The organism is Kribbella swartbergensis, assembly GCF_054784135.1.
Genome location: NZ_BAAGPM010000026.1, coordinates 34,557 through 51,837 on the forward strand (window position 1 = coordinate 34,557; position 17,281 = coordinate 51,837).

The following is a 17,281-nucleotide window of genomic DNA, read 5'->3' on the forward strand; positions in this document are numbered from 1 at the left end:
CTAACCGGCGGCTAGTTCCAGTACATCTCCACGTCGTCCGGCTCGACCGTGACGTCCGCGCCGAGGCGGCGGAGGTTGCCGGCGAAGTCGGTGTAGCCGCGGTGGACGTGATGGGCGGCGGACACCAGGGTCTCGCCTTCGGCTGCCAGACCCGCGAGCACCAGGGCGGCACCGGCCCGGATGTCGCTGGCGACCACCGGCGCACCGGACAGCCGCGGAACGCCGCGGACCACCGCGTGGTGACCGTCGGTCTGGATCTGCGCGCCGAGCCGGGTCAGCTCCTGGGCGAACGTGAACCGGCCCTCGAACAGGTTCTCGGTCACCATCGCAGCGCCGTCACTCAGCGCGTTCAGCGCGATCACGAACGCCTGCAGATCGGTCGCGAAGCCCGGGTACGGCAACGTGACCACGTCCACCGGCTTGGGCCGGTCGTGCATCCGCACCCGGAACCCGGACTCCAGCACGCTGATTTCCGCGCCGGCCTTGGTCAGCTTGTCCAGCGGCAGTTCCAGGTGCTCGGCGTGGCCGTTCGTGATCGTCACGTCGCCTTTCGTGATCGCGGCGGCGAACGCCCAGCTCCCGGCGACGATCCGGTCCGGTACGACGGTGTGCTCGACCGGCTGGAGCGGTCCGGCGACGCCGTTCACCTCGATCCGCGGCGACCCGGCGCCGTCGATCTGGGCGCCCATCTCGACCAGCATCGCGGCGATGTCCTGGATCTCCGGCTCCCGGGCGGCGTTCTCGATCACGGTGGTGCCCCTTGCCAGGACGGCGGCCATCATGATCGTCTCGGTCGCGCCGACACTCGGGAAGTCCAGCCACACCTCGGCACCGTGCAGGCCCTGCGGCGCCTCGGCGATGACGAAACCGTGCGCGATGTGCACCTTCGCACCCATCGCCTCCAGGCCCGCGACGTGCATGTTCAGCCCGCGCGAGCCGATGTTGTCACCGCCCGGCAGCGCCACCTCCGCCCGGCCGCACCGGGCCAGCAGCGGTCCGAGCACCGAGATCGACGCCCGCAGCTTGCGGACGAGCTCGTAGTCGCACTGGTGCCCGACCTCACCCGGTACGGCGATCGTGGCCGTCCGCTCGTCGGCGTCGACCTTCACCTCGCACCCGAGCGTGTCCAGCAACTGGGCCATGAAGGTGACGTCGAGGATGTTCGGGACCTGCCGCAGGAGCGTCGTACCCTCCGCCAGCAGGGCCGCCGCCATCAGCTTGAGCACACTGTTCTTCGCCCCGGCGACCTCCACGGCACCCTCGAGCCGTGCTTCACCCGCGATCCGAAACCGTTCCACCGGTCGACTGTAGCGTTTGACCGATCCGCGCTTTGCGTAGAGTCCTTGCCATGGCTGTGAACTTGACGCGGATCTACACCCGGACCGGTGACGCCGGCGAGACCCGCCTGGGCGACAACTCGACGACCTCGAAGACCGATCCGCGGCTGGCGGCGTACGGCGAGGTGGACGAGGCCAACTCCGCGATCGGAGTGGCCGTCGCCGCCGGGCACCTGAACAGCAACCTGGTGGTGCTGCTGACCAGGATCCAGAACGACCTGTTCGACGTCGGCGCCGACCTGTGCAACCCGATCACGCCGAATCCGGAGTACCCGCCGCTGCGGATCACCCAGGACTACATCGACCGCCTCGAAGGCTGGTGCGACGAGTACAACAGCCGGCTGACCAAGCTTCGGTCGTTCGTCCTGCCCGGCGGCACCGAGGGCGCCGCCTACCTGAACCTCGCCCGGACCGTCGTCCGGCGGGCCGAACGCGCCGGCTGGGCCGCGGTGGAGGCGCTCGGCCCGTCGATCAACCTGCTCGCCATCACCTACCTCAACCGCCTCTCCGACCTGCTGTTCATCCTCGGCCGGGTCGCCAACCTGTCCTCCGGCGGCGACGTCCTGTGGGTGCCAGGAGGCGATCGCACGCAGTGACGGGCAGCCGGGTCCGCGCTCGACGACGCGGCTCAGTCAGACCAGCTGCCAGTTCAGCGGCATCCGCAGCAGGCCCTCGGGTGGTAGGCCCAGGGCGGTGTAGATGCCGGTGGTCAAGCCGTCGAGGGTCAGTGGCTGGGCCCTGACGGCCAGGTCGTCGGTGGTCGTGGGTGCGCGCAGCTGGTCCAGGAAGTTGCGGTGGGGGACCGTGGCCAGGGCGATGTTGTCGCGGTCCAGACCGGCCCGGTTGCAGGCGATGGTCAGCGCGTGCTGGAACCCGCCGAGCTCGTCGACGAGCTTGCGGGCGTGGGCGTCGGCACCCGTCCACACGCGACCGCGTGCGAGAGTCTCCAACTGCTCCTCGGGCAGACCGCGGTCCTGGGCGGCCTTGGCAACGAAGTCCTTGTAGATGCGGTCGAGCGTCTCCTCGAGCCGCGCCCACTGCTCGTCGGTGAACTCCTCCTGGGCGGAGTACATCCGCGCGTTCTCGCCCTCGGACACGGCCTGCTGTGAGATGCCGATCCGGCCGAGCGCGTCCCGTACGACGCCCTTGCCGGACAGCACGCCGATCGAGCCGGTGATGGTGCCCGGCTGCGCGACGATCACATCGGCCGGCATCGCGACGAAGTAGCCGCCGGACGCCGCCACAGTGCCCATCGACGCGATCACCGGCCGCCCGGTGGACCGCAGCCGCAGTACTTCGTTCCGGATCGCGTCCGAGGCGACGTACGAGCCTCCCGGGCTGTCCACGCGCAGTACGACGGCTTTCACCTTGTCGTTGTCGGCGACGGCACGCAGCGCGGCGCCGACCGTGTCAGAGCCCGAGCCGGAACTGCCGAGGGGACTGCTGGAGTTCCGCCCCACGTTGATGGCGCCAGACACGCGTACGACGGCCACGACTGGCTTCTGTGGCCACGGGAGTTGTTTGCGAAGGTCCTGCAGCGTCCGCGGACCACGGCGGATGTACCGCTCGGCCAAGAGGCGTGTGGTCTCGCCGAGTGCCTTCCGCAGCTCGTCGTACACGTCGGAGCGATAGCCGACCCGGTCGACGAGTCCCGCCTCGAGCCCGGCCTGTGCGGGCAGTGGTGCGCTGTCCACGAGCTCCCGCACTCGTGCGGTGTCCAGACGGCGTCGTACGGCGATGCCCTCGACGATCTGCTCGTACGCCGACTCGGCCAGCCGGGACGCCATCTCGCGGGCCGGCTCGGTCATCTCCTTCTCCGTGAAGGTGTCCGCGGCGGTCTTGTACTCGCGGCGCTTGCCGAACTGCGGGATCACGCCGGCCTTGTCCAGCGCGCCGCGGACGAAGACGGCCTGCACGGACACGCCGGTGATCGCGAGATCGCCGGACGGCTGCACCCAGATCTCGTCGAACGCGGTGGCCAGGTAGTACGGCACCGTCCCATGACCGGTCTCGCCGAACGACTCCGTCCACGCCACCGCCGGCTTCCCCGACGTACGGAAATCCGCGACCGCTTCCCGCAGGTCCTGCACCTGGGCGAGCGACAGTCGCTGTCCGCCCAGATGAGCGACCAGACCGACGACCGAGTCGTCGCGGGCACCCTTGCGCAGGGCCGCGACCAACTCACGCAGTGTCGGCAGGTGCCGCGCGCGGAACGCGGCCACCGGCGATGCGGGCGGCGTCTCGAGCACACCCCTGGTCAGATCCAGCTCCAGCAGAATCCCCATGCCACCGACCCTAGACGCCGCCACAAGAACCCTCGGTCTCGATGGAGTCGAAGTACCCGCAGGCCCGGGCACCGAACGGCTTGTAGGTGTCCGGCAAACAGTTCGATGTCGACCGGTGCAGTCAACGGACGGCAGGTGAGGGTGGCGTCGGGTTCTCGTCGGTCCAGCCGGATTCCAGGACGACGGTCGCGGCGAGCTTCCCGCCGTACGTCGAGCTGAGCAGGCGCCCGGTTGCGGGATCGATGATGTACCGGGCGCCGCCGCGGATCATGAAGGTCTTGCCGCCGCTCGGCAGGTCCGGCTTCGTGCCGATGGTGATCTCGGTGCCGAGCCGGCCGATCGGGTCTTCGACACCGGTGCGGACGTGGGTGCCGGGCAGCGCGGCCAGCACGCGAAGGGCCGCGCCGCGGAGCTTCGGTGGCGAGGGCATCTCGAACAACAGCCGCCCGGCTGCGGCGAACACCACGTAGTCGCGTTCGAACGCGGTCGCATCCGGGTCGGCAGTGCGGGCGAGGACGGCGCGGAGCTTCACCGGGTCGGTCGGGAGCGCCGCGATCTGCTGTGCGGTCAGGGACTTGCCGCCGGTCAGGTAGTAGCCGGACGGGGCCTCGTCGAACGCCATCTTGGTCACCACCGGTTCGCTGGGAGCCATGGTGATCGGGTCCTCCTCGTAGACCAGTTGCCATGATCGTGGTGACCCCTGGGCTCGCCACTTGGCCACGTCGGCGGGTGCGGCCGGGCGGTAGCCGAGGTCCACCCAGCCGAACCAGGACTGCACACCCGGCTTCATCGGCATCCAGCTCTCGCCGATCGTGCGCCGCTCCAGCGTGTACTTCGGATTGCCCACCCGCGTCGCCGCACCGATGTGCAGGCTCCGCACTCGGAAGAACTTTCCCGAGACTTTCTCATCTGTTTCCTGCTGCACCGCCGTGGCGATCAGCACCTGGCTCGCACTCGTGAACCGCGGCGCGGTCGGTGTGATGGTCGCCGGAGCCGCCTCAGGTGCGGGGGATCCTCGCAGCAAGGGCACACCCAGACCGACCACCGTCACCACAGCGGTGGTAGCGGTGAGCGCCGTACCGACCCACGCCGCCCTGGCCCGAGCGCGGCGCCGTGTCGGTCGCTCAGCCTCGCGGATCAACTGCTGCACCTGCCGCCGCGCGGCCGCGGTCGTCTCGGCGGTGGGGCCCTCCGGCTCCGGGAACGCCTTGCGGATCCTCTCGAGTTCGTTCACAGCGGGTCCAGGGAGTCTCGGAGGATGCGGCGCGCCCTGGACAGGCGGGAGCAGACGGTTCCGTACGCGATGCCGAGTGCTTCGGCCACTTCGTCGTACGTGAGTTGTCCGATTGCCACCAGCAACAGCACCTCGCGGTCCTTGGCGGAGACCTTCGCGAGGGCGGCGGCGAGTTCGCGGCTCGCGCCCTGCGCGGTGACCTGTGCGGCGATGCGGTCCTCGTGCTCGGTGGAAGCTGTCGGCGGTGGCAGTTTCGCCACCGCACGCCAGGCCCGGACCTCGTCGCGGCGGTGCCGGCGGATGAGGTTCGTCGCGATGCCGTACAGCCAGGCGCGCACCACACCGTTGCGCCGGTCGAACCGGTCGCGCTGCCGGAACGCGATCAGGAACGTCTCCGCCGCGAGGTCGTCCGCGATGTCGGTGCCGAGCCGCCGGGCGACGTACGAGTGCACCTGCGCGAAGTACCGGTCGAAGATCAGCGTGAACCGGTCCGGCTCCCGCACCGACGCCTCCAGCACCCGGCCGTCCTCGTCCGCATCGCTCGCTGGTACGGCGGTGGCCGGCAACCGACCGGGGAACGCAAGCGTCGCCAAGGCCAGGTCGGGCGTCATCGGACTCCTCACGTCTGGTGTGCCGGTCGGCTCACCCTCTTCTTGTCCGATGTCCCCAGACCCCTTCTCGCGATCGCCGCTCCGGGAAGATGACGCGCGAGAACGCTCTCAGGTGGACAGCGTCGTCAAAGACGACGGCAGAGTCAGGAGGCGTCGAGGAGTCCGCGGGCCGCGGCCTCGTCCCGCGGCCAGACGTACACGGTCCAGCCGTCCTTCGTCCGGGCCGCGGTGGCCTTGATGCCGAAGTCCTTCAGCATCGAGACCGTGACCCGGGCCTCGTTGTATGTCGGCAGGGTCCGTACGTCGATCAGCAGGCCGAACGCGTCGCGTTCCGCCGGGCTGTGGTCGACCCGGCGCACCAGCGAGCCGCCTTTCGCCTTCGAGAACGCCCAGCGGCACAGCAGCACCATCAGCCCGGCCAGCGCCATCGCGACCAACGGGAAAAGGAAGTACTGCTCGGCGAACACGGACACCATTGTCTCGCGAAATAAAAGGTCGCGAGGCCTTGGCAACCTTTTGCGTTCCCAGGGAGTCTTTACGTTCACAAGCAGGCACGCTGCAGTGCGGCCGATGACTCGGGGGCCGCCGGGAGAGCGGAGGGCACGGACATGCTCGCACCGACCCATGACAAGCCGAACGTGGTACACCTGACCGGCATCCTGGACGTTCGCTCGGTGGGCGACGTCCGTCAAACTCTCAACCAGGTGATCGACACCTCGGTCGGCGACGTCATCGTCGACCTCGAGGAAGTCGACGCCGTCGACGCGACCGGGCTCGGCCTGCTGGTCGCGACCCATCGCCGTACCCAGTTGCTGGGCCGTCAACTCGTCCTGTGGCACCCGATGCCGTCGGTGGTCCGCATCCTCGCGGTCACCCGCCTGCACCGCGTCCTGCACGTCGAGCGGACTCCGCTGGCGATCAGCGCCTGAGGTGACGGTCAGTGTGATCTAACCCCCTGGTGACTCCGGTCACGAGGTGCGGACTCACCAGGGAACACGGTCCTACTCTCGGGTACATGGCGACCGAGAAGGATCGACCGTGGGTGATGCGGACGTACGCGGGCCACTCGTCCGCGGCGGAGTCGAACGCGTTGTTCCGGCGGAACCTGGCCAAGGGCCAGACCGGGCTGTCGGTCGCGTTCGACCTGCCGACCCAGACCGGGTACGACGCCGATCACCCGCTCGCGAAGGGTGAGGTCGGGAAGGTCGGCGTACCGGTCGCGCATCTCGGCGACATGCGTGCGCTGTTCGACCAGATCCCGCTGGCGCAGATGAACACGTCGATGACGATCAACGCGACCGCGATGTGGTTGCTCGCGCTCTACCAGGTCGCCGCGCAGGAACAGGGCGCGCTGCCCGACGAACTGACCGGCACGACGCAGAACGACATCGTCAAGGAGTACCTGTCCCGTGGGACGTACGCCTTCCCGCCGGACGCGTCGCTGCGGCTGACCACCGACCTGATCGCCTACACGGTCGCCAACATCCCGAAGTGGAACCCGATCAACATCTGCAGCTACCACCTGCAGGAGGCCGGTGCGACGCCGGTCCAGGAACTCGCCTTCGCGCTGTCGACCGCGATCGCCGTACTGGACCGGGTTCGCGACGGCGGCCAGGTGCCGCCGGAGCGGTTCGGCGACGTGGTGCAGCGGATCTCGTTCTTCGTGAACGCCGGCGTGCGGTTCATCGAGGAGATGTGCAAGATGCGCGCGTTCGTGCGGCTCTGGGACGAGCTGACGCTGAACCGGTACGGCGTACAGGACCCGAAGGCGCGGCGGTTGCGGTACGGCGTCCAGGTCAACTCACTCGGGTTGACCGAGGCGCAGCCGGAGAACAACGTCCAGCGGATCGTGCTCGAGATGCTCGGTGTCACGCTGTCGAAGAACGCCCGCGCCCGCGCCGTCCAGTTGCCGGCGTGGAACGAGGCACTCGGCCTTCCGCGTCCGTGGGACCAGCAGTGGTCGCTGCGGATGCAGCAGGTCCTCGCGTACGAGTCGGATCTGCTCGAGTACGACGACATCTTCGACGGATCGCACGTGATCGAGGCCAAAGTGGACGAACTCGTCGCCGGTGCCCGTGAGGAGATCGACCGGGTGCAGGCGATGGGCGGTGCGGTCGCGGCCGTCGAGAGCGGTTACCTGAAGCAGGCGCTGGTCGCGTCCCATGCCGAACGGCGGCAGCGGATCGAGTCCGGTGAGCAGATCGTCGTCGGGGTGAACAAGTTCGAGAACACCGAGCCGTCGCCGCTCACCGCCGACCTCGACACCGCGATCCAGACCGTCGACCCGGCCGCCGAGAGTGCGGCGCTCGAGTCGCTGCGGACGTGGCGCGCCGAGCGGGACCAGAAGGCGGTCGAGGCCGCGCTCGCCAAGTTGCGTGACGCGGCGAAAGGCACCGACAACCTGATGCCGGTCACCCTGGAATGCGCCCGGGCGGGTGTGACGACGGGGGAGTGGGCAGGGGTGCTGCGCGAGATGTTCGGCGAGTACCGCGCACCGACCGGGGTCTCCGGATCGGTCGGCGTCTCGGCCGGCGGTGAGGCCATCGCCGCCGTCCGGTCGAAGGTCGCGGCGACGTCGGAAGAGTTGGGCGGGCGGCTGCGGCTCCTCGTCGGCAAGCCGGGGCTCGACGGTCACAGCAACGGCGCCGAACAGGTCGCCGTACGGGCTCGGGACGTCGGGTTCGAGGTGATCTACCAGGGCATCCGGCTGACACCCGAGCAGATCGTCGCGGCCGCCGTCGCCGAGGACGTCCACTGCGTCGGCCTGTCCATCCTGTCCGGATCGCACATGGAACTCGTCCCGCAGGTCGTCGCCGGCCTCCGCGAAGCCGGCCTCGAAGACGTCCCGGTCGTCGTCGGCGGCATCGTCCCCGACGCCGACGCCCGCACCCTCCTCACCGCCGGCGTCGCCGCCGTCTACACCCCCAAGGACTACGACCTCACCGGCATGATGTCCGACGTAGTAGACGTCATCCGCCGGGCCAACAAGCTCTAAGGCCTTCCTTCCCACGCGTGCTGGAAGGGCTTCTTTCCCACGCGTGCTACGCGGCCGCTCCTCCGTCGCCCCCGCTACGCCCGCTCCCGCCCACCCGATCTTCTGTGCGGGCTATCGCCCTTCCCTGCGGGCTACCGCCCTTCCCTGCGGGCTTAGCGCCCTTGGTTGGCGGGCTGCCGCCCGCGTGCGCGCTCCTGCGTCGCGCTCGGACGACTGCTTGTCGGTGTCCGTCGGCCCGACAACGGGTGTCACGCGGACTGGGGCGTCCCCACGCGAGCTGCGCGGCCGCTCCTGCGTCGCCCCCGCTACGCCCGCTCCCGCCCACCCGATCTCATGTGCGGGCTACCGCCCTCACCTACGGGCTTAGCGCCCTTGGTTGGGGGGCTGCCGCCGGCGTGCGCGCTCCTGCGTCGCGCCCGGTTTCCTGCTGGCCGGTTGTCCGTCACCCCGACAACTGGCGTCATGGCCGACCCGCCACCAGCCTGAACGCGCTCGTGGTGCCACCAGCTGCAGCAGCACGAACGAGACCCGGGGGCGTCCCCACGCGAGCTGCGCGGCCGCTCCTGCGTCGCAACCGCTACGCCCGCTCCCCCCACCCGAGCTTTCCCTGCGGGCTACCGCCCCTCACCTGCGGCTTAGTGCCCTTGGTTGGCGGGCTGCCGCCAGCGTGCGCGCTCCTGCGTCGCGCTCGGACGGCTGCTTGGCGGTGTCCGTCGACAGGCAACTGGTGTCACGTTCGCCGGGGATGTTGTGGGTGGCGTGGTAGAAGGGAGGGCATGGGCGCGAACGGTGAGCAGGCGACTCGGACATTGTCGAACGGTGCGGAGATTCCCGTGCTGGGGCTCGGGGTTTGGCAGGTGCGGGACGGGCGGGAGTGTGAGCGGGCGGTTGCCGCGGCGCTCGAGACCGGGTACCGGCTGATCGACACGGCGCAGGCCTACCGGAACGAAGCGAGTGTCGGGCGAGCGATCCGGAGCAGCGGCATTCCGCGCGAGGAAATCTTCCTGACCACGAAGTTCTATCCGGGAAGCCGCGATCCGTTTGCCGAGGCGCAGAGAAGTTTGGAGCGGCTGGGCACCGACTACCTCGACCTGTATCTGATCCACTGGCCGCAGCGCGGGCCGACGTGGGCCTGGCCCGGTATGGAGCGGGCCAGTGAGGCCGGGCTGGCGCGGGCGATCGGAGTGTCGAACTTCAGCGCCGCGGAACTGCGGGAGCTCTCGAAGGTGAGCCAGATCCCGGCGGCGGTCAACCAGATCCAGTTCAGTCCGTTCGAGTACCGCCGGTCCTTGGTCGAGGCGTGTGAGGACGCGGGCGTGGTCGCCCAGGCCTACAGCCCGCTGGGAACCGGCCGGCACCTCGATGATCCGGTGGTCGGGCGAATCGCGTCCGCAACCGGACGCACTCCCGCGCAGGTCCTGATCAGATGGGCAATCCAGAAGGGCTTGTCGGTCATCCCCAAGTCGACACATCGGGAACGCATCGAGGAGAACTTCGCCGTCTTCGACTTCGACCTGGACGAAGACGCCGTCGCCGCCCTGGACGCCCTGGACACCACCAACCAAACCGCCGACGCCCTGGCCCGCCGCCAGAAATGGTGGTCCTGACCGGGGTTCCGTAGACCCGAGCGATTCCCCGGGTGCGCGTGTCGTGGAACCCACGCATGCTGCGCCCTCTAAACAGGTCCACACCGAGGACAACATATAGACCGAGACGAACGGCGGCCCTGCGGACAACGCCGCTCGGACAAGTCGACCGCGCGATGAAGGAGCGGGCTGCCTAGCCGCCTGGGAATCCCACGCTCAGCGCGACACCACCCGTCTGCCGGACGGACACCGGAGAGCAGGAAACCAAGCGCCGCGCAGGAGCGCGCACGCGGGCGGCAACCCCGCCGGCTGAGGGCGAAGCCCGCACAACAAGCGCGATAGTCCCGCACACATGCGGGCGGCAGACCGCCAACTGAGGGCGGTAGCCCGCGAGGTAGATCGGGTGGGGGGCGCAGCACGCGTGGGCGACTTCCCGATGAGCGTGACCACCACCTGTCTGCCTGACGGACACCGGCCAGCCGAAAATCAAGCGCGACGCAGGAGGCGCACGCTGGCGACAGCCCCGTCAGTTGAGGGCGGCAGCCCGCAGATCGAGGGCGGTAAGCGCGCAGGTGAGGGCGGTAGGCCGCGAGGAAGATCGGGTGGGTGGGAGCGGGCGTAGCGGGCGCGACGTAGGAGCGGCTGCGCAGCACGCGTGGGTGAATTGCACGGTGAGCGTGACCACCACCTGTCTTGCCTGGCGGACACCGGCATGCGGGAAACCGGGCGCACGCAGGAGCCGCGCACGCGGGCGGCAGCCCGCCGACTGAGGGCGGTAGCCCGCACATTGAGGCGGTAGCCCGCGAGGAAGATCGGGTGGGTGGGAGCGGGCGTAGCGGGCGCGACGTAGGAGCGGCTGCGCAGCACGCGTGGGCAATTTCCCGTGAGCGTGACAACCACCTGTCTGGCTGACGGACACCGACAAGCAGTCGTCCGAGCGGGACGCGGGAGCGGCTGCGTGGCAGGGGTGGGGATTAGCCGGGTGATTTCTGCTTGATGAGGTCTTCGACGGATTTGGGGAGGGTGGTTTCGAAGTCGAGGAGTTTGGCCCAGGTGAGGGTGACGGTGATGAGGACCATCTCGGTGTAGAGGCCTTTCACGCCGGTTTCCCACCCGGGGTACTGCTCGTCGGTCATCACCTTGTGGCCGGCCTGCAGGTAGCCCTCCGGGATGCCCTGGACCAGTTCGACCTCGGCGGTGCCGCGCAGCAGCAGGACCTTGGGCGGGAACGCGCCCTTGTCGATGGTGATCGCGACCTTCGGGTTCTTGCGCAGGGCCGCGACCTTCGCCGAGGTCGGCACGGTCGCCATCGCGAGGTGCTCACCTTCGGTCCAGAACCCGATCGGGATCACCCGCGGGTCGCCGTCCAGGCCGTTGTACGCCAGCCGCGCCGGCTCGGGGCCGTGCAGCAACTGCTGTGCGTACGGCTTGGCCAGGATTTCGGCGATCTCGTCCTTGGTCATGGTCCGATCCTTTCGTCGGAGGAGTGTTCTCACCAGGGGGACGGAGCCGATGAGCGGCTTTCGACATCGATAGGTTGGGCAATCGTGGAAATCTTCGGATTCGGTGCGGGCACGGTCCAGGTCGGTGACGACGGCGCTGTCGAGCAGGTGATCCACCCGGACGGCCGGCGCGTGCTGCTCGACGACGAGGGTGGTGTGCACGACACGCTGCATGCCTGGGGCAAGGGGTTCGTGATCACCGACCGGGGAAGCCACCGCTTCGACCATCCGGAGTTGGTGCGCTGGCGGCAAACCGGCATCGACCTGCTCTATCAACTGGGCGGGCTGGAGTTGCGCGTCGGCCGCCGGTTCGGTGACCAGTGGACCGAGACCTACGAGCTCCGCAACGCCGGGACCGCACCGGTCGACATCGGTTCGCTGGCGATCAGTACGCCGTACCGCGACATCTACCGGTCGAGTCGCGAGAGCCTGACCGGCGCGGTCCATGCGCACGTGTGGACGGGCGGCGCCGACGCGTGGGTGTGGGCGGTGCCGATGGACGGCAGCGGTCCTGGCCTCGGCCTGCAGCTCAAGGAAGGCGAGCTGTGGGCGTACTCCGTCGAGTCGCGCGAGGCCGGCACCAGCAGCAACATCCGCGGTCACCTCTACCTGCACGTCACCGACCACGCCCGCGCGCCGCACGCGATGGGCGGTCAGCCGCCGATCACCCTCGCCCCGGGTGCGTCGTACCGCTGGACCTGGCAGCTTTCCTGGTACGACGACCTGCCCGGCTTCCACGCGGATCGGCAACCGCTGATCGACGCGGACACCCTGGCAGCCGAGGTGGGTGAGACGATCCGGCTCACCGGAAGCGGACCGACCGAGGTCACCAGCGACGAGGCCGGCATCCAGCACGTCGAGGCGAAGGACGGCGACCGGACCGCGCGGATCGCCGTACTGTTCCATGAGCCGCTCAGGCAGATCGCCGAACGGCGGGTGCGGTTCATCCTCGACAAGCAGCGCCGGCCGGAGCTGGCGGACAGCCGTCGGTACGCGTTCGTGCCGTACGACAACGAGAGCGGGCTGACCGTGCTCTCCGGGGCGTGGGGCGACTGGTCCGATGCGCGCGAGCGGGTCGGTATGGCCCTTCTGTTGCAGGAGGTTCGCGATCGCGGCTGGGGTGACCGGGCCGAGCTGGACGAGGCGCTCGCCGGGTACGAGCAGTTCGTTCGCGAGCACCTGGTCGACGAGGACGGGACGGTCCATGACGACAGCATCCACAAGGGCCGGGTGCGGCTGTACAACTTCCCGTGGTTCGCGCGGTTCCTGCTCGGCCAGGGCGACCGCGCCGGCGCGACGCGCATCCTCGAGCGGTATTACGAGCTGGGCGGCGCACACTTCCTCGCCTTCGACCTCGGTCCGCTGCTGAGCGAGCTGGAACTGCACGACCAGCTCGTCGAGCACGCGCGCACGTTCCTCGAGTACGGCGACGAACTGCCGCCGCACGAGGTGAACTACGAGCAGTCGATGGTCGCGCCGCTGCTCGAACTGCTGGTCGCGGCGTACCGGATCGCACCCGACCAGATCGACGGCTCCGAATTGAACCGCCGGCTGAAGTGGCTGACCTCGTTCGCCGCCGACCAACCCGACGTACGGCTGCGGCACGTGCCGATCCGCCACTGGGACGGGTACTGGTTCGGCCGCCTGCGGTTGTGGGGCGACGTGTTCCCGCACTACTGGTCCGTGCTGAGTGCGGCCGTGTACGCCGCCTGGCCGCGCGAACTGGTCGGCGAGTCCGACGCGGCCTGGCTGGACGCGGCGAGCGAGGCGATCCTGCGCTCGAATCTGGTCAACTTCGAGGCAGACGGTACGGCGACCTGTGCCTTCGTCTACCCGAGTTGCGTCAACGGACAGCCGGCGTACGTGGCGGATCCGCTTGCGAACGACCAGGACTGGGCGCTGGTCTACGCGCTGAGGTTCAGCAAGGGCAACCTCTAGGCGGAGAAGTCTTCCCCGACCAGAGAGGGCAGCAGGTCCCGCAGTGTGCTCATCAGGTGGTTGTGCACGCTGGTGCCGTACGAGATCCGGATGGCGCCGGCCGCCGTCAGTTCGGCCGGCGTCGGCCCGCCCACCGCCGCGTGGGCGTTGATCGGTCCGCCGATTCCGGTCACGACGTCGGGCAGGACGTCCAGCGGGGCGAAGATCGGGTAGACGCAGTCCGCGCCGGCCCGGCGATAGGCGCGACCGCGCTCGATCGCGTCGGCAACATCCTCGCCGTACAGGAAGGTGTCGACCCGGGCGTTGAGGACCAGGTCCGCGCCGGCGGTGGCGCGGACCTCGGCCAGGTAGTCGGCGAACTGGGCCGGGTCGGTCAGTACACCGTCGATGGAGTCCTCGAGGTTGCAGCCGGCCGCGCCGGTCTCCAGCAGCCGTTCCGCGAACTCCTGTGCCGGCAACCCGTACCCGGCCTCCATGTCCGCGGTGACCGGTACGTCGACGGCCCGGACCATCCGTGCCACCGCGGTGAACATCTCGTCCGGCGGGGTCAACTGCCCGTCGTCGTACCCGAGGACGCGGGCGACCGCACCGCTGCTGGTCGCGACCGCCGGGAAGCCGGCCTCGGCCACGATCCGGGCGGTGACCGGGTCCCAGGCGTTCGGCAACACCAGCGGCGTACCGCCGTGGTGCATCGCCCGGAACGACTGGGCTTGGGATGCCATCGCCCGCCTCAGCTCGGCTTGTAGTGGCCGGGCTCCATCCGCCCGGTGACACCGATCCGGGTCCACGCGTTGATCGTCACGATCAAGGCGATCAACTGAGCGAGGTCCTTCTCGTCGAACGCCTGGGCCGCGACCTCGTAAACCTCGTCGGGAACGTGGTCAACACTGATCAACGTGATCGCTTCGGTCAATGCCAGCGCGGCCTGCTCCTGCTCGGAGTAGAAGGAGCGCGACTCCCGCCAGACCGGCAGCAGGGTGATCCGCTGCTGGTCGTCGCCGAGGTGCAGCAGGTCGAGCGAGTGCATGTCGGTGCAGTAGGCACAGCCGTTCAGCTGGGACGCGCGGATCCGGACCAGGTGCGCCAGCTTGGGGTCGAGCCCGGTGTCGGACACCGCGTCCAGCGCGATCATCGCCTTGTAGAAATCGGGAACCAGGTTGGCGAGCTTGACCCGCCGAGTTGTCGTCGTTGTGCTCATGTCGCCAACCTATGTCCTGATCGGCCCAGGCCCCTGGTCCACCTTCGAGACGATTTCAGGGGCCAATTTTCCCCGGGCCTCAGGCCTCAGGCACGGGTGCGTCCAGGAAGGTCAGCACCACGTCCCGGACCAGGTCGGTGCGCGCGAGGCCGAAGAAGTGGGTAGTGCCGGGGAAAACCGCCAGCTGCGAGCTGGGGACGCCGACGAAGTCGCCGTTCACGTCACCGCCGCGCAGCTGAAGGAACCGGACGGCGTGCTCCAGCTTGACCGCATCGCAGTCGCCGACCGTGATCAGCGTCGGCGCCGCGATGCCGCGGATGTCGTCGTCGGACCAGCCGGCCGTGCCGCGGTCGTAGGTGCCGAGCTTGTCGAGCAGAGTTTGCAGGTGCTCCAGGTCGGGGTGCGGCGACTTGGCCAGGTACTCGGCCTCCATCGGCGTACCGGCGATCATCTCGACCTTCATCTCGCCGACCGCCTCCGCGTTCTCGGCCCGGTCGCCGTCGGGGTGGAACGACACCGAGGAGATGATCGCCTTGCGGATCAGCTCGGGCTTGCGGATGGCCAGATGCAGCGCCACCGCGCCGCCCACGCTGAAGCCGAACACGTCGACCTCCGGTACGCCGAGGTGCTGCAGCAACCCGACGACGTCGGAGGCAAGGTCGGCGGTGCCGAGCGGACGGTCGATGTCGTTGGTCCGCCCGTGTCCCTGGAAGTCGGTGGCGATGACCTGCCGGTTCTCGGCCAGGCTCGGCAGCAGCGGGCCGAACTGCAGGTCGATGTTGAACAGGCCGCCGTGCAGCAGCAGCAACGGCGTGCCGCCCGAGCCGTGGATCTCGTAGTACATCTGCAGGCCGTTCACCGGTGCGTACCCGGACTCCGGTGCGGGCGGAGCTGGGGTGGTGTGGTCGGACACGGTGTCTCTTCCCTTGGTCGTGGCTCGCGATGTCCCAGCGATGCTATCCACCCGGGTCGTTCACCGGCGGCGCGCGCATGTCGGCGACGTCACAGAGAAGTGACTGACTGATCAGTCAGTTACTCGCTACGATGGGGAGCAGATCGGGCATTCCTGTCAATGGAGTGGGGGGCCGCGCATGGCGCTGGTGGAGGTGTCCGCCCGGCGGCGGGCGAAACGCCGCAGGGAGCAGCGGAGGCTGGCAGACCACGTCGACCGGCTGGGGGAGGAGCACCCGCCGATCCCGCTGGACAGCGTCGACTACACGATGCGCCGGCCGGAGGTCCTGGCCGAGCGGTTCGGGCCGGTGCTGTCGTACATGTCGCGGGTCGAGCTCGAGGTCGAGCGCAACGTCCTCGAACTGAACGCATTGCTCCCGGATCCGCCGGAGGTCGATCGGCGGTTCTACGCCGACGTGTGGCTGCCGCAGGAGACGCACCACGGCCTGATTCTCGATCGTCTCCAGGTGCTGGCCGGCCTGGATGCGGCCGAGCCGAACGTGTCCGACGTATCGTTCCGGCTCCGGCTGCTCGGTGCGCTCGGCCGGATCGGCGCCGTACAGGACGTGAGCCGGATGCTCTACTACCTGACCGGGGTGGCCACCGAACGATCGGCGGTCCTTGCCTACAACAAGCTTCACACCGGGCTGCTCGAGCTGGGGGAGCGGGCCATCGCGACCACGGTGGTCGCACCGATCCGCCGCCAGGAGCCCGGGCACTTCGCCTACTACCAGATGGCCGCCCGTGATCTCTGGGAGCACCTGGCCGGCTGGCAGCGGTGGCTGGTCCGGACGTTGCGGAAGCGGACGTTCTCGCCGGTCGGCGTCGGCAACGACGAGCAACGCGCGGAGTTCGGCCGGACGATGCGCGCGCTGGACATCAGCGCCGGCGGCGACCCCGGCCTGCGGAACTACGCCCGTCAGGTGGCCAGGGTCGAGCACGAGTTGCTGTGGGCCGATCGCCGCGGCCTGCGCGTTCCGGAGTACGTGTTCCAGGCGTTCCGGCGGGCGGCCGAGGCGGCGGGGGACCTGCACCCGGTGCGCAGACGGGGCAAGCAATGACCTCTCACCCCGTCCAGGGGCGCAACACCAAGCGTCAGGCGATCATCGAGACCGCCGAGCGCCTGTTCGCCGAGTGCGGGTACGACGCGACGTCCACCGCGCGAATCGCGCAGGAGGCCGGCGTCCCCACCGGCCTGGTGTTCTACCACTTCGCGACCAAGCAGGACCTGCTGCTCGCGGTGGTCCACGAGCGGGCCAGACCCGCCGAGGTACTGCGCGCCGCCGCCCGGGGGCGTTCGCTGCACCGGCGGCTGCGTTCCGTCGTCACCGTGATGTACCAGCAGCTGGAACGCGACCGCTCGGTGCGTATCATCGTCTTCCGGGAGGCGCAGGCCTCTCCCGAGATCGCCGACCGCGCGGCCGAGTTGTTCGCCGAGGCCACCAGCACCGTCGCCGACATCCTCAGCGGCGCCGAGGACGTCGTCGCCGACCCGGACCGGATCCGCGCCGCCGCGGAACTCCTCGTCAGCCGCGTCTTCCTGGACGTGGTCGCCTTCGGCCGGTCCGACACCGAGGCCAAACGTCACACCGCCATGATCAACCTGCTCGAGGAATCCCTGACCGCCCGCTGACAGGTGGCGAT

At 69.3% G+C, this 17,281-nt stretch carries 16 protein-coding genes; 7 read left to right on the plus strand and 9 right to left on the minus strand.

Annotation, left to right across the window (positions count from 1 at the left end; all coding sequences use genetic code 11):
* Window positions 1-11: 11 nt before the first annotated feature.
* Window positions 12-1,298 (minus strand): UDP-N-acetylglucosamine 1-carboxyvinyltransferase, encoded by a 1,287-nt coding sequence (murA, locus tag ACYVOK_RS24290; protein ID WP_460664828.1) that lies wholly within the window; start codon window positions 1,296-1,298, stop codon window positions 12-14.
* A gap of 50 nt (window positions 1,299-1,348) precedes the next feature.
* Here murA and ACYVOK_RS24295 point away from each other — a divergent pair, with 50 nt between their 5' ends.
* Window positions 1,349-1,933 (plus strand): cob(I)yrinic acid a,c-diamide adenosyltransferase, encoded by a 585-nt coding sequence (locus tag ACYVOK_RS24295; protein WP_460664829.1) that lies wholly within the window; start codon window positions 1,349-1,351, stop codon window positions 1,931-1,933.
* 36 nt (window positions 1,934-1,969) lie between these two features.
* On the opposite strand, the gene sppA is transcribed toward ACYVOK_RS24295, so the two are convergent.
* The 4 genes from sppA to ACYVOK_RS24315 all read right to left on the minus strand — a co-directional run bounded on the left by sppA (window position 1,970) and on the right by ACYVOK_RS24315 (window position 5,943).
* Window positions 1,970-3,622, minus strand: a complete 1,653-nt coding sequence (gene sppA / locus ACYVOK_RS24300) for a signal peptide peptidase SppA (RefSeq protein WP_460664830.1) — start codon at window positions 3,620-3,622, stop codon at window positions 1,970-1,972.
* A gap of 121 nt (window positions 3,623-3,743) precedes the next feature.
* Complete coding sequence (locus ACYVOK_RS24305; protein ID WP_460664831.1) at window positions 3,744-4,856, minus strand: CU044_5270 family protein; 1,113 nt, start codon at window positions 4,854-4,856, stop codon at window positions 3,744-3,746.
* Window positions 4,853-5,467, minus strand: a complete 615-nt coding sequence (locus ACYVOK_RS24310; RefSeq protein ID WP_460664832.1) for an RNA polymerase sigma factor — start codon at window positions 5,465-5,467, stop codon at window positions 4,853-4,855. The genes ACYVOK_RS24305 and ACYVOK_RS24310 overlap by 4 nt, the downstream gene beginning before the upstream one ends.
* 143 nt (window positions 5,468-5,610) lie before the next feature.
* A complete protein-coding gene (locus tag ACYVOK_RS24315) occupies window positions 5,611-5,943 on the minus strand; it encodes a hypothetical protein (protein WP_460664833.1) in 333 nt (110 codons plus the stop codon).
* Window positions 5,944-6,075: 132 nt separating this feature from the next.
* Here ACYVOK_RS24315 and ACYVOK_RS24320 point away from each other — a divergent pair, with 132 nt between their 5' ends.
* From ACYVOK_RS24320 to ACYVOK_RS24330, 3 genes are all read left to right on the plus strand, one after another.
* Complete coding sequence (locus ACYVOK_RS24320) at window positions 6,076-6,396, plus strand: STAS domain-containing protein (protein ID WP_460664834.1); 321 nt, start codon at window positions 6,076-6,078, stop codon at window positions 6,394-6,396.
* A gap of 86 nt (window positions 6,397-6,482) precedes the next feature.
* Window positions 6,483-8,462: a protein meaA gene (locus tag ACYVOK_RS24325; RefSeq protein ID WP_460664835.1), complete on the plus strand. Its 1,980-nt coding sequence runs from the start codon at window positions 6,483-6,485 to the stop codon at window positions 8,460-8,462.
* Window positions 8,463-9,238: 776 nt separating this feature from the next.
* Window positions 9,239-10,069, plus strand: coding sequence for an aldo/keto reductase (locus ACYVOK_RS24330; protein WP_460664836.1), 831 nt, complete (start codon window positions 9,239-9,241; stop codon window positions 10,067-10,069).
* 953 nt (window positions 10,070-11,022) lie between these two features.
* Here ACYVOK_RS24330 and ACYVOK_RS24335 read toward each other — a convergent pair.
* Window positions 11,023-11,511 (minus strand): pyridoxamine 5'-phosphate oxidase family protein, encoded by a 489-nt coding sequence (locus ACYVOK_RS24335; protein ID WP_460664837.1) that lies wholly within the window; start codon window positions 11,509-11,511, stop codon window positions 11,023-11,025.
* A gap of 84 nt (window positions 11,512-11,595) precedes the next feature.
* Between ACYVOK_RS24335 and ACYVOK_RS24340 the strand changes: the two genes are divergently transcribed.
* Window positions 11,596-13,488 (plus strand): hypothetical protein, encoded by a 1,893-nt coding sequence (locus ACYVOK_RS24340; protein ID WP_460664838.1) that lies wholly within the window; start codon window positions 11,596-11,598, stop codon window positions 13,486-13,488.
* Here ACYVOK_RS24340 and ACYVOK_RS24345 read toward each other — a convergent pair.
* The 3 genes from ACYVOK_RS24345 to ACYVOK_RS24355 all read right to left on the minus strand — a co-directional run bounded on the left by ACYVOK_RS24345 (window position 13,485) and on the right by ACYVOK_RS24355 (window position 15,599).
* A complete protein-coding gene (locus tag ACYVOK_RS24345; RefSeq protein ID WP_460664839.1) occupies window positions 13,485-14,210 on the minus strand; it encodes an isocitrate lyase/PEP mutase family protein in 726 nt (241 codons plus the stop codon). The genes ACYVOK_RS24340 and ACYVOK_RS24345 overlap by 4 nt on opposite strands.
* 8 nt (window positions 14,211-14,218) lie before the next feature.
* Window positions 14,219-14,686: a carboxymuconolactone decarboxylase family protein gene (locus ACYVOK_RS24350; protein ID WP_460664840.1), complete on the minus strand. Its 468-nt coding sequence runs from the start codon at window positions 14,684-14,686 to the stop codon at window positions 14,219-14,221.
* Window positions 14,687-14,765: 79 nt separating this feature from the next.
* The gene (locus ACYVOK_RS24355) at window positions 14,766-15,599 is read right to left on the minus strand and encodes an alpha/beta fold hydrolase (RefSeq protein ID WP_460664841.1); all 834 of its coding nucleotides are present in this window, start codon (window positions 15,597-15,599) and stop codon (window positions 14,766-14,768) included.
* A 178-nt stretch (window positions 15,600-15,777) separates the two neighbouring features.
* On the opposite strand from ACYVOK_RS24355, the gene ACYVOK_RS24360 reads away from it, so the two are divergent.
* Together ACYVOK_RS24360 and ACYVOK_RS24365 are read left to right on the plus strand one after the other, a co-directional pair.
* On the plus strand, window positions 15,778-16,698 hold the full coding sequence (locus ACYVOK_RS24360; RefSeq protein ID WP_460664842.1) for a GTP-binding protein LepA: 921 nt from the start codon (window positions 15,778-15,780) through the stop codon (window positions 16,696-16,698).
* Window positions 16,695-17,270 carry a TetR/AcrR family transcriptional regulator gene (locus ACYVOK_RS24365; protein WP_460664843.1) on the plus strand — a complete coding sequence of 192 codons (576 nt, stop codon included), beginning with the start codon at window positions 16,695-16,697 and terminating at the stop codon, window positions 17,268-17,270. Before ACYVOK_RS24360 ends, ACYVOK_RS24365 begins: the two co-directional genes overlap by 4 nt.
* Window positions 17,271-17,281 lie beyond the last annotated feature (11 nt).

Bases quoted from the DNA above. Each gene is read 5' to 3' on its own strand.
- ACYVOK_RS24295 (WP_460664829.1), top strand. From the start codon at position 1,349: ATGGCTGTGAACTTGACGCGGATCTACACCCGGACCGGTGACGCCGGC.
- sppA (WP_460664830.1), bottom strand. From the start codon at position 3,622: ATGGGGATTCTGCTGGAGCTGGATCTGACCAGGGGTGTGCTCGAGACG.
- ACYVOK_RS24310 (WP_460664832.1), bottom strand. From the start codon at position 5,467: ATGACGCCCGACCTGGCCTTGGCGACGCTTGCGTTCCCCGGTCGGTTG.
- ACYVOK_RS24315 (WP_460664833.1), bottom strand. From the start codon at position 5,943: ATGGTGTCCGTGTTCGCCGAGCAGTACTTCCTTTTCCCGTTGGTCGCG.
- ACYVOK_RS24320 (WP_460664834.1), top strand. From the start codon at position 6,076: ATGCTCGCACCGACCCATGACAAGCCGAACGTGGTACACCTGACCGGC.
- ACYVOK_RS24325 (WP_460664835.1), top strand. From the start codon at position 6,483: ATGGCGACCGAGAAGGATCGACCGTGGGTGATGCGGACGTACGCGGGC.
- ACYVOK_RS24330 (WP_460664836.1), top strand. From the start codon at position 9,239: ATGGGCGCGAACGGTGAGCAGGCGACTCGGACATTGTCGAACGGTGCG.
- ACYVOK_RS24335 (WP_460664837.1), bottom strand. From the start codon at position 11,511: ATGACCAAGGACGAGATCGCCGAAATCCTGGCCAAGCCGTACGCACAG.
- ACYVOK_RS24345 (WP_460664839.1), bottom strand. From the start codon at position 14,210: ATGGCATCCCAAGCCCAGTCGTTCCGGGCGATGCACCACGGCGGTACG.
- ACYVOK_RS24350 (WP_460664840.1), bottom strand. From the start codon at position 14,686: ATGAGCACAACGACGACAACTCGGCGGGTCAAGCTCGCCAACCTGGTT.
- ACYVOK_RS24360 (WP_460664842.1), top strand. From the start codon at position 15,778: ATGGCGCTGGTGGAGGTGTCCGCCCGGCGGCGGGCGAAACGCCGCAGG.
- ACYVOK_RS24365 (WP_460664843.1), top strand. From the start codon at position 16,695: ATGACCTCTCACCCCGTCCAGGGGCGCAACACCAAGCGTCAGGCGATC.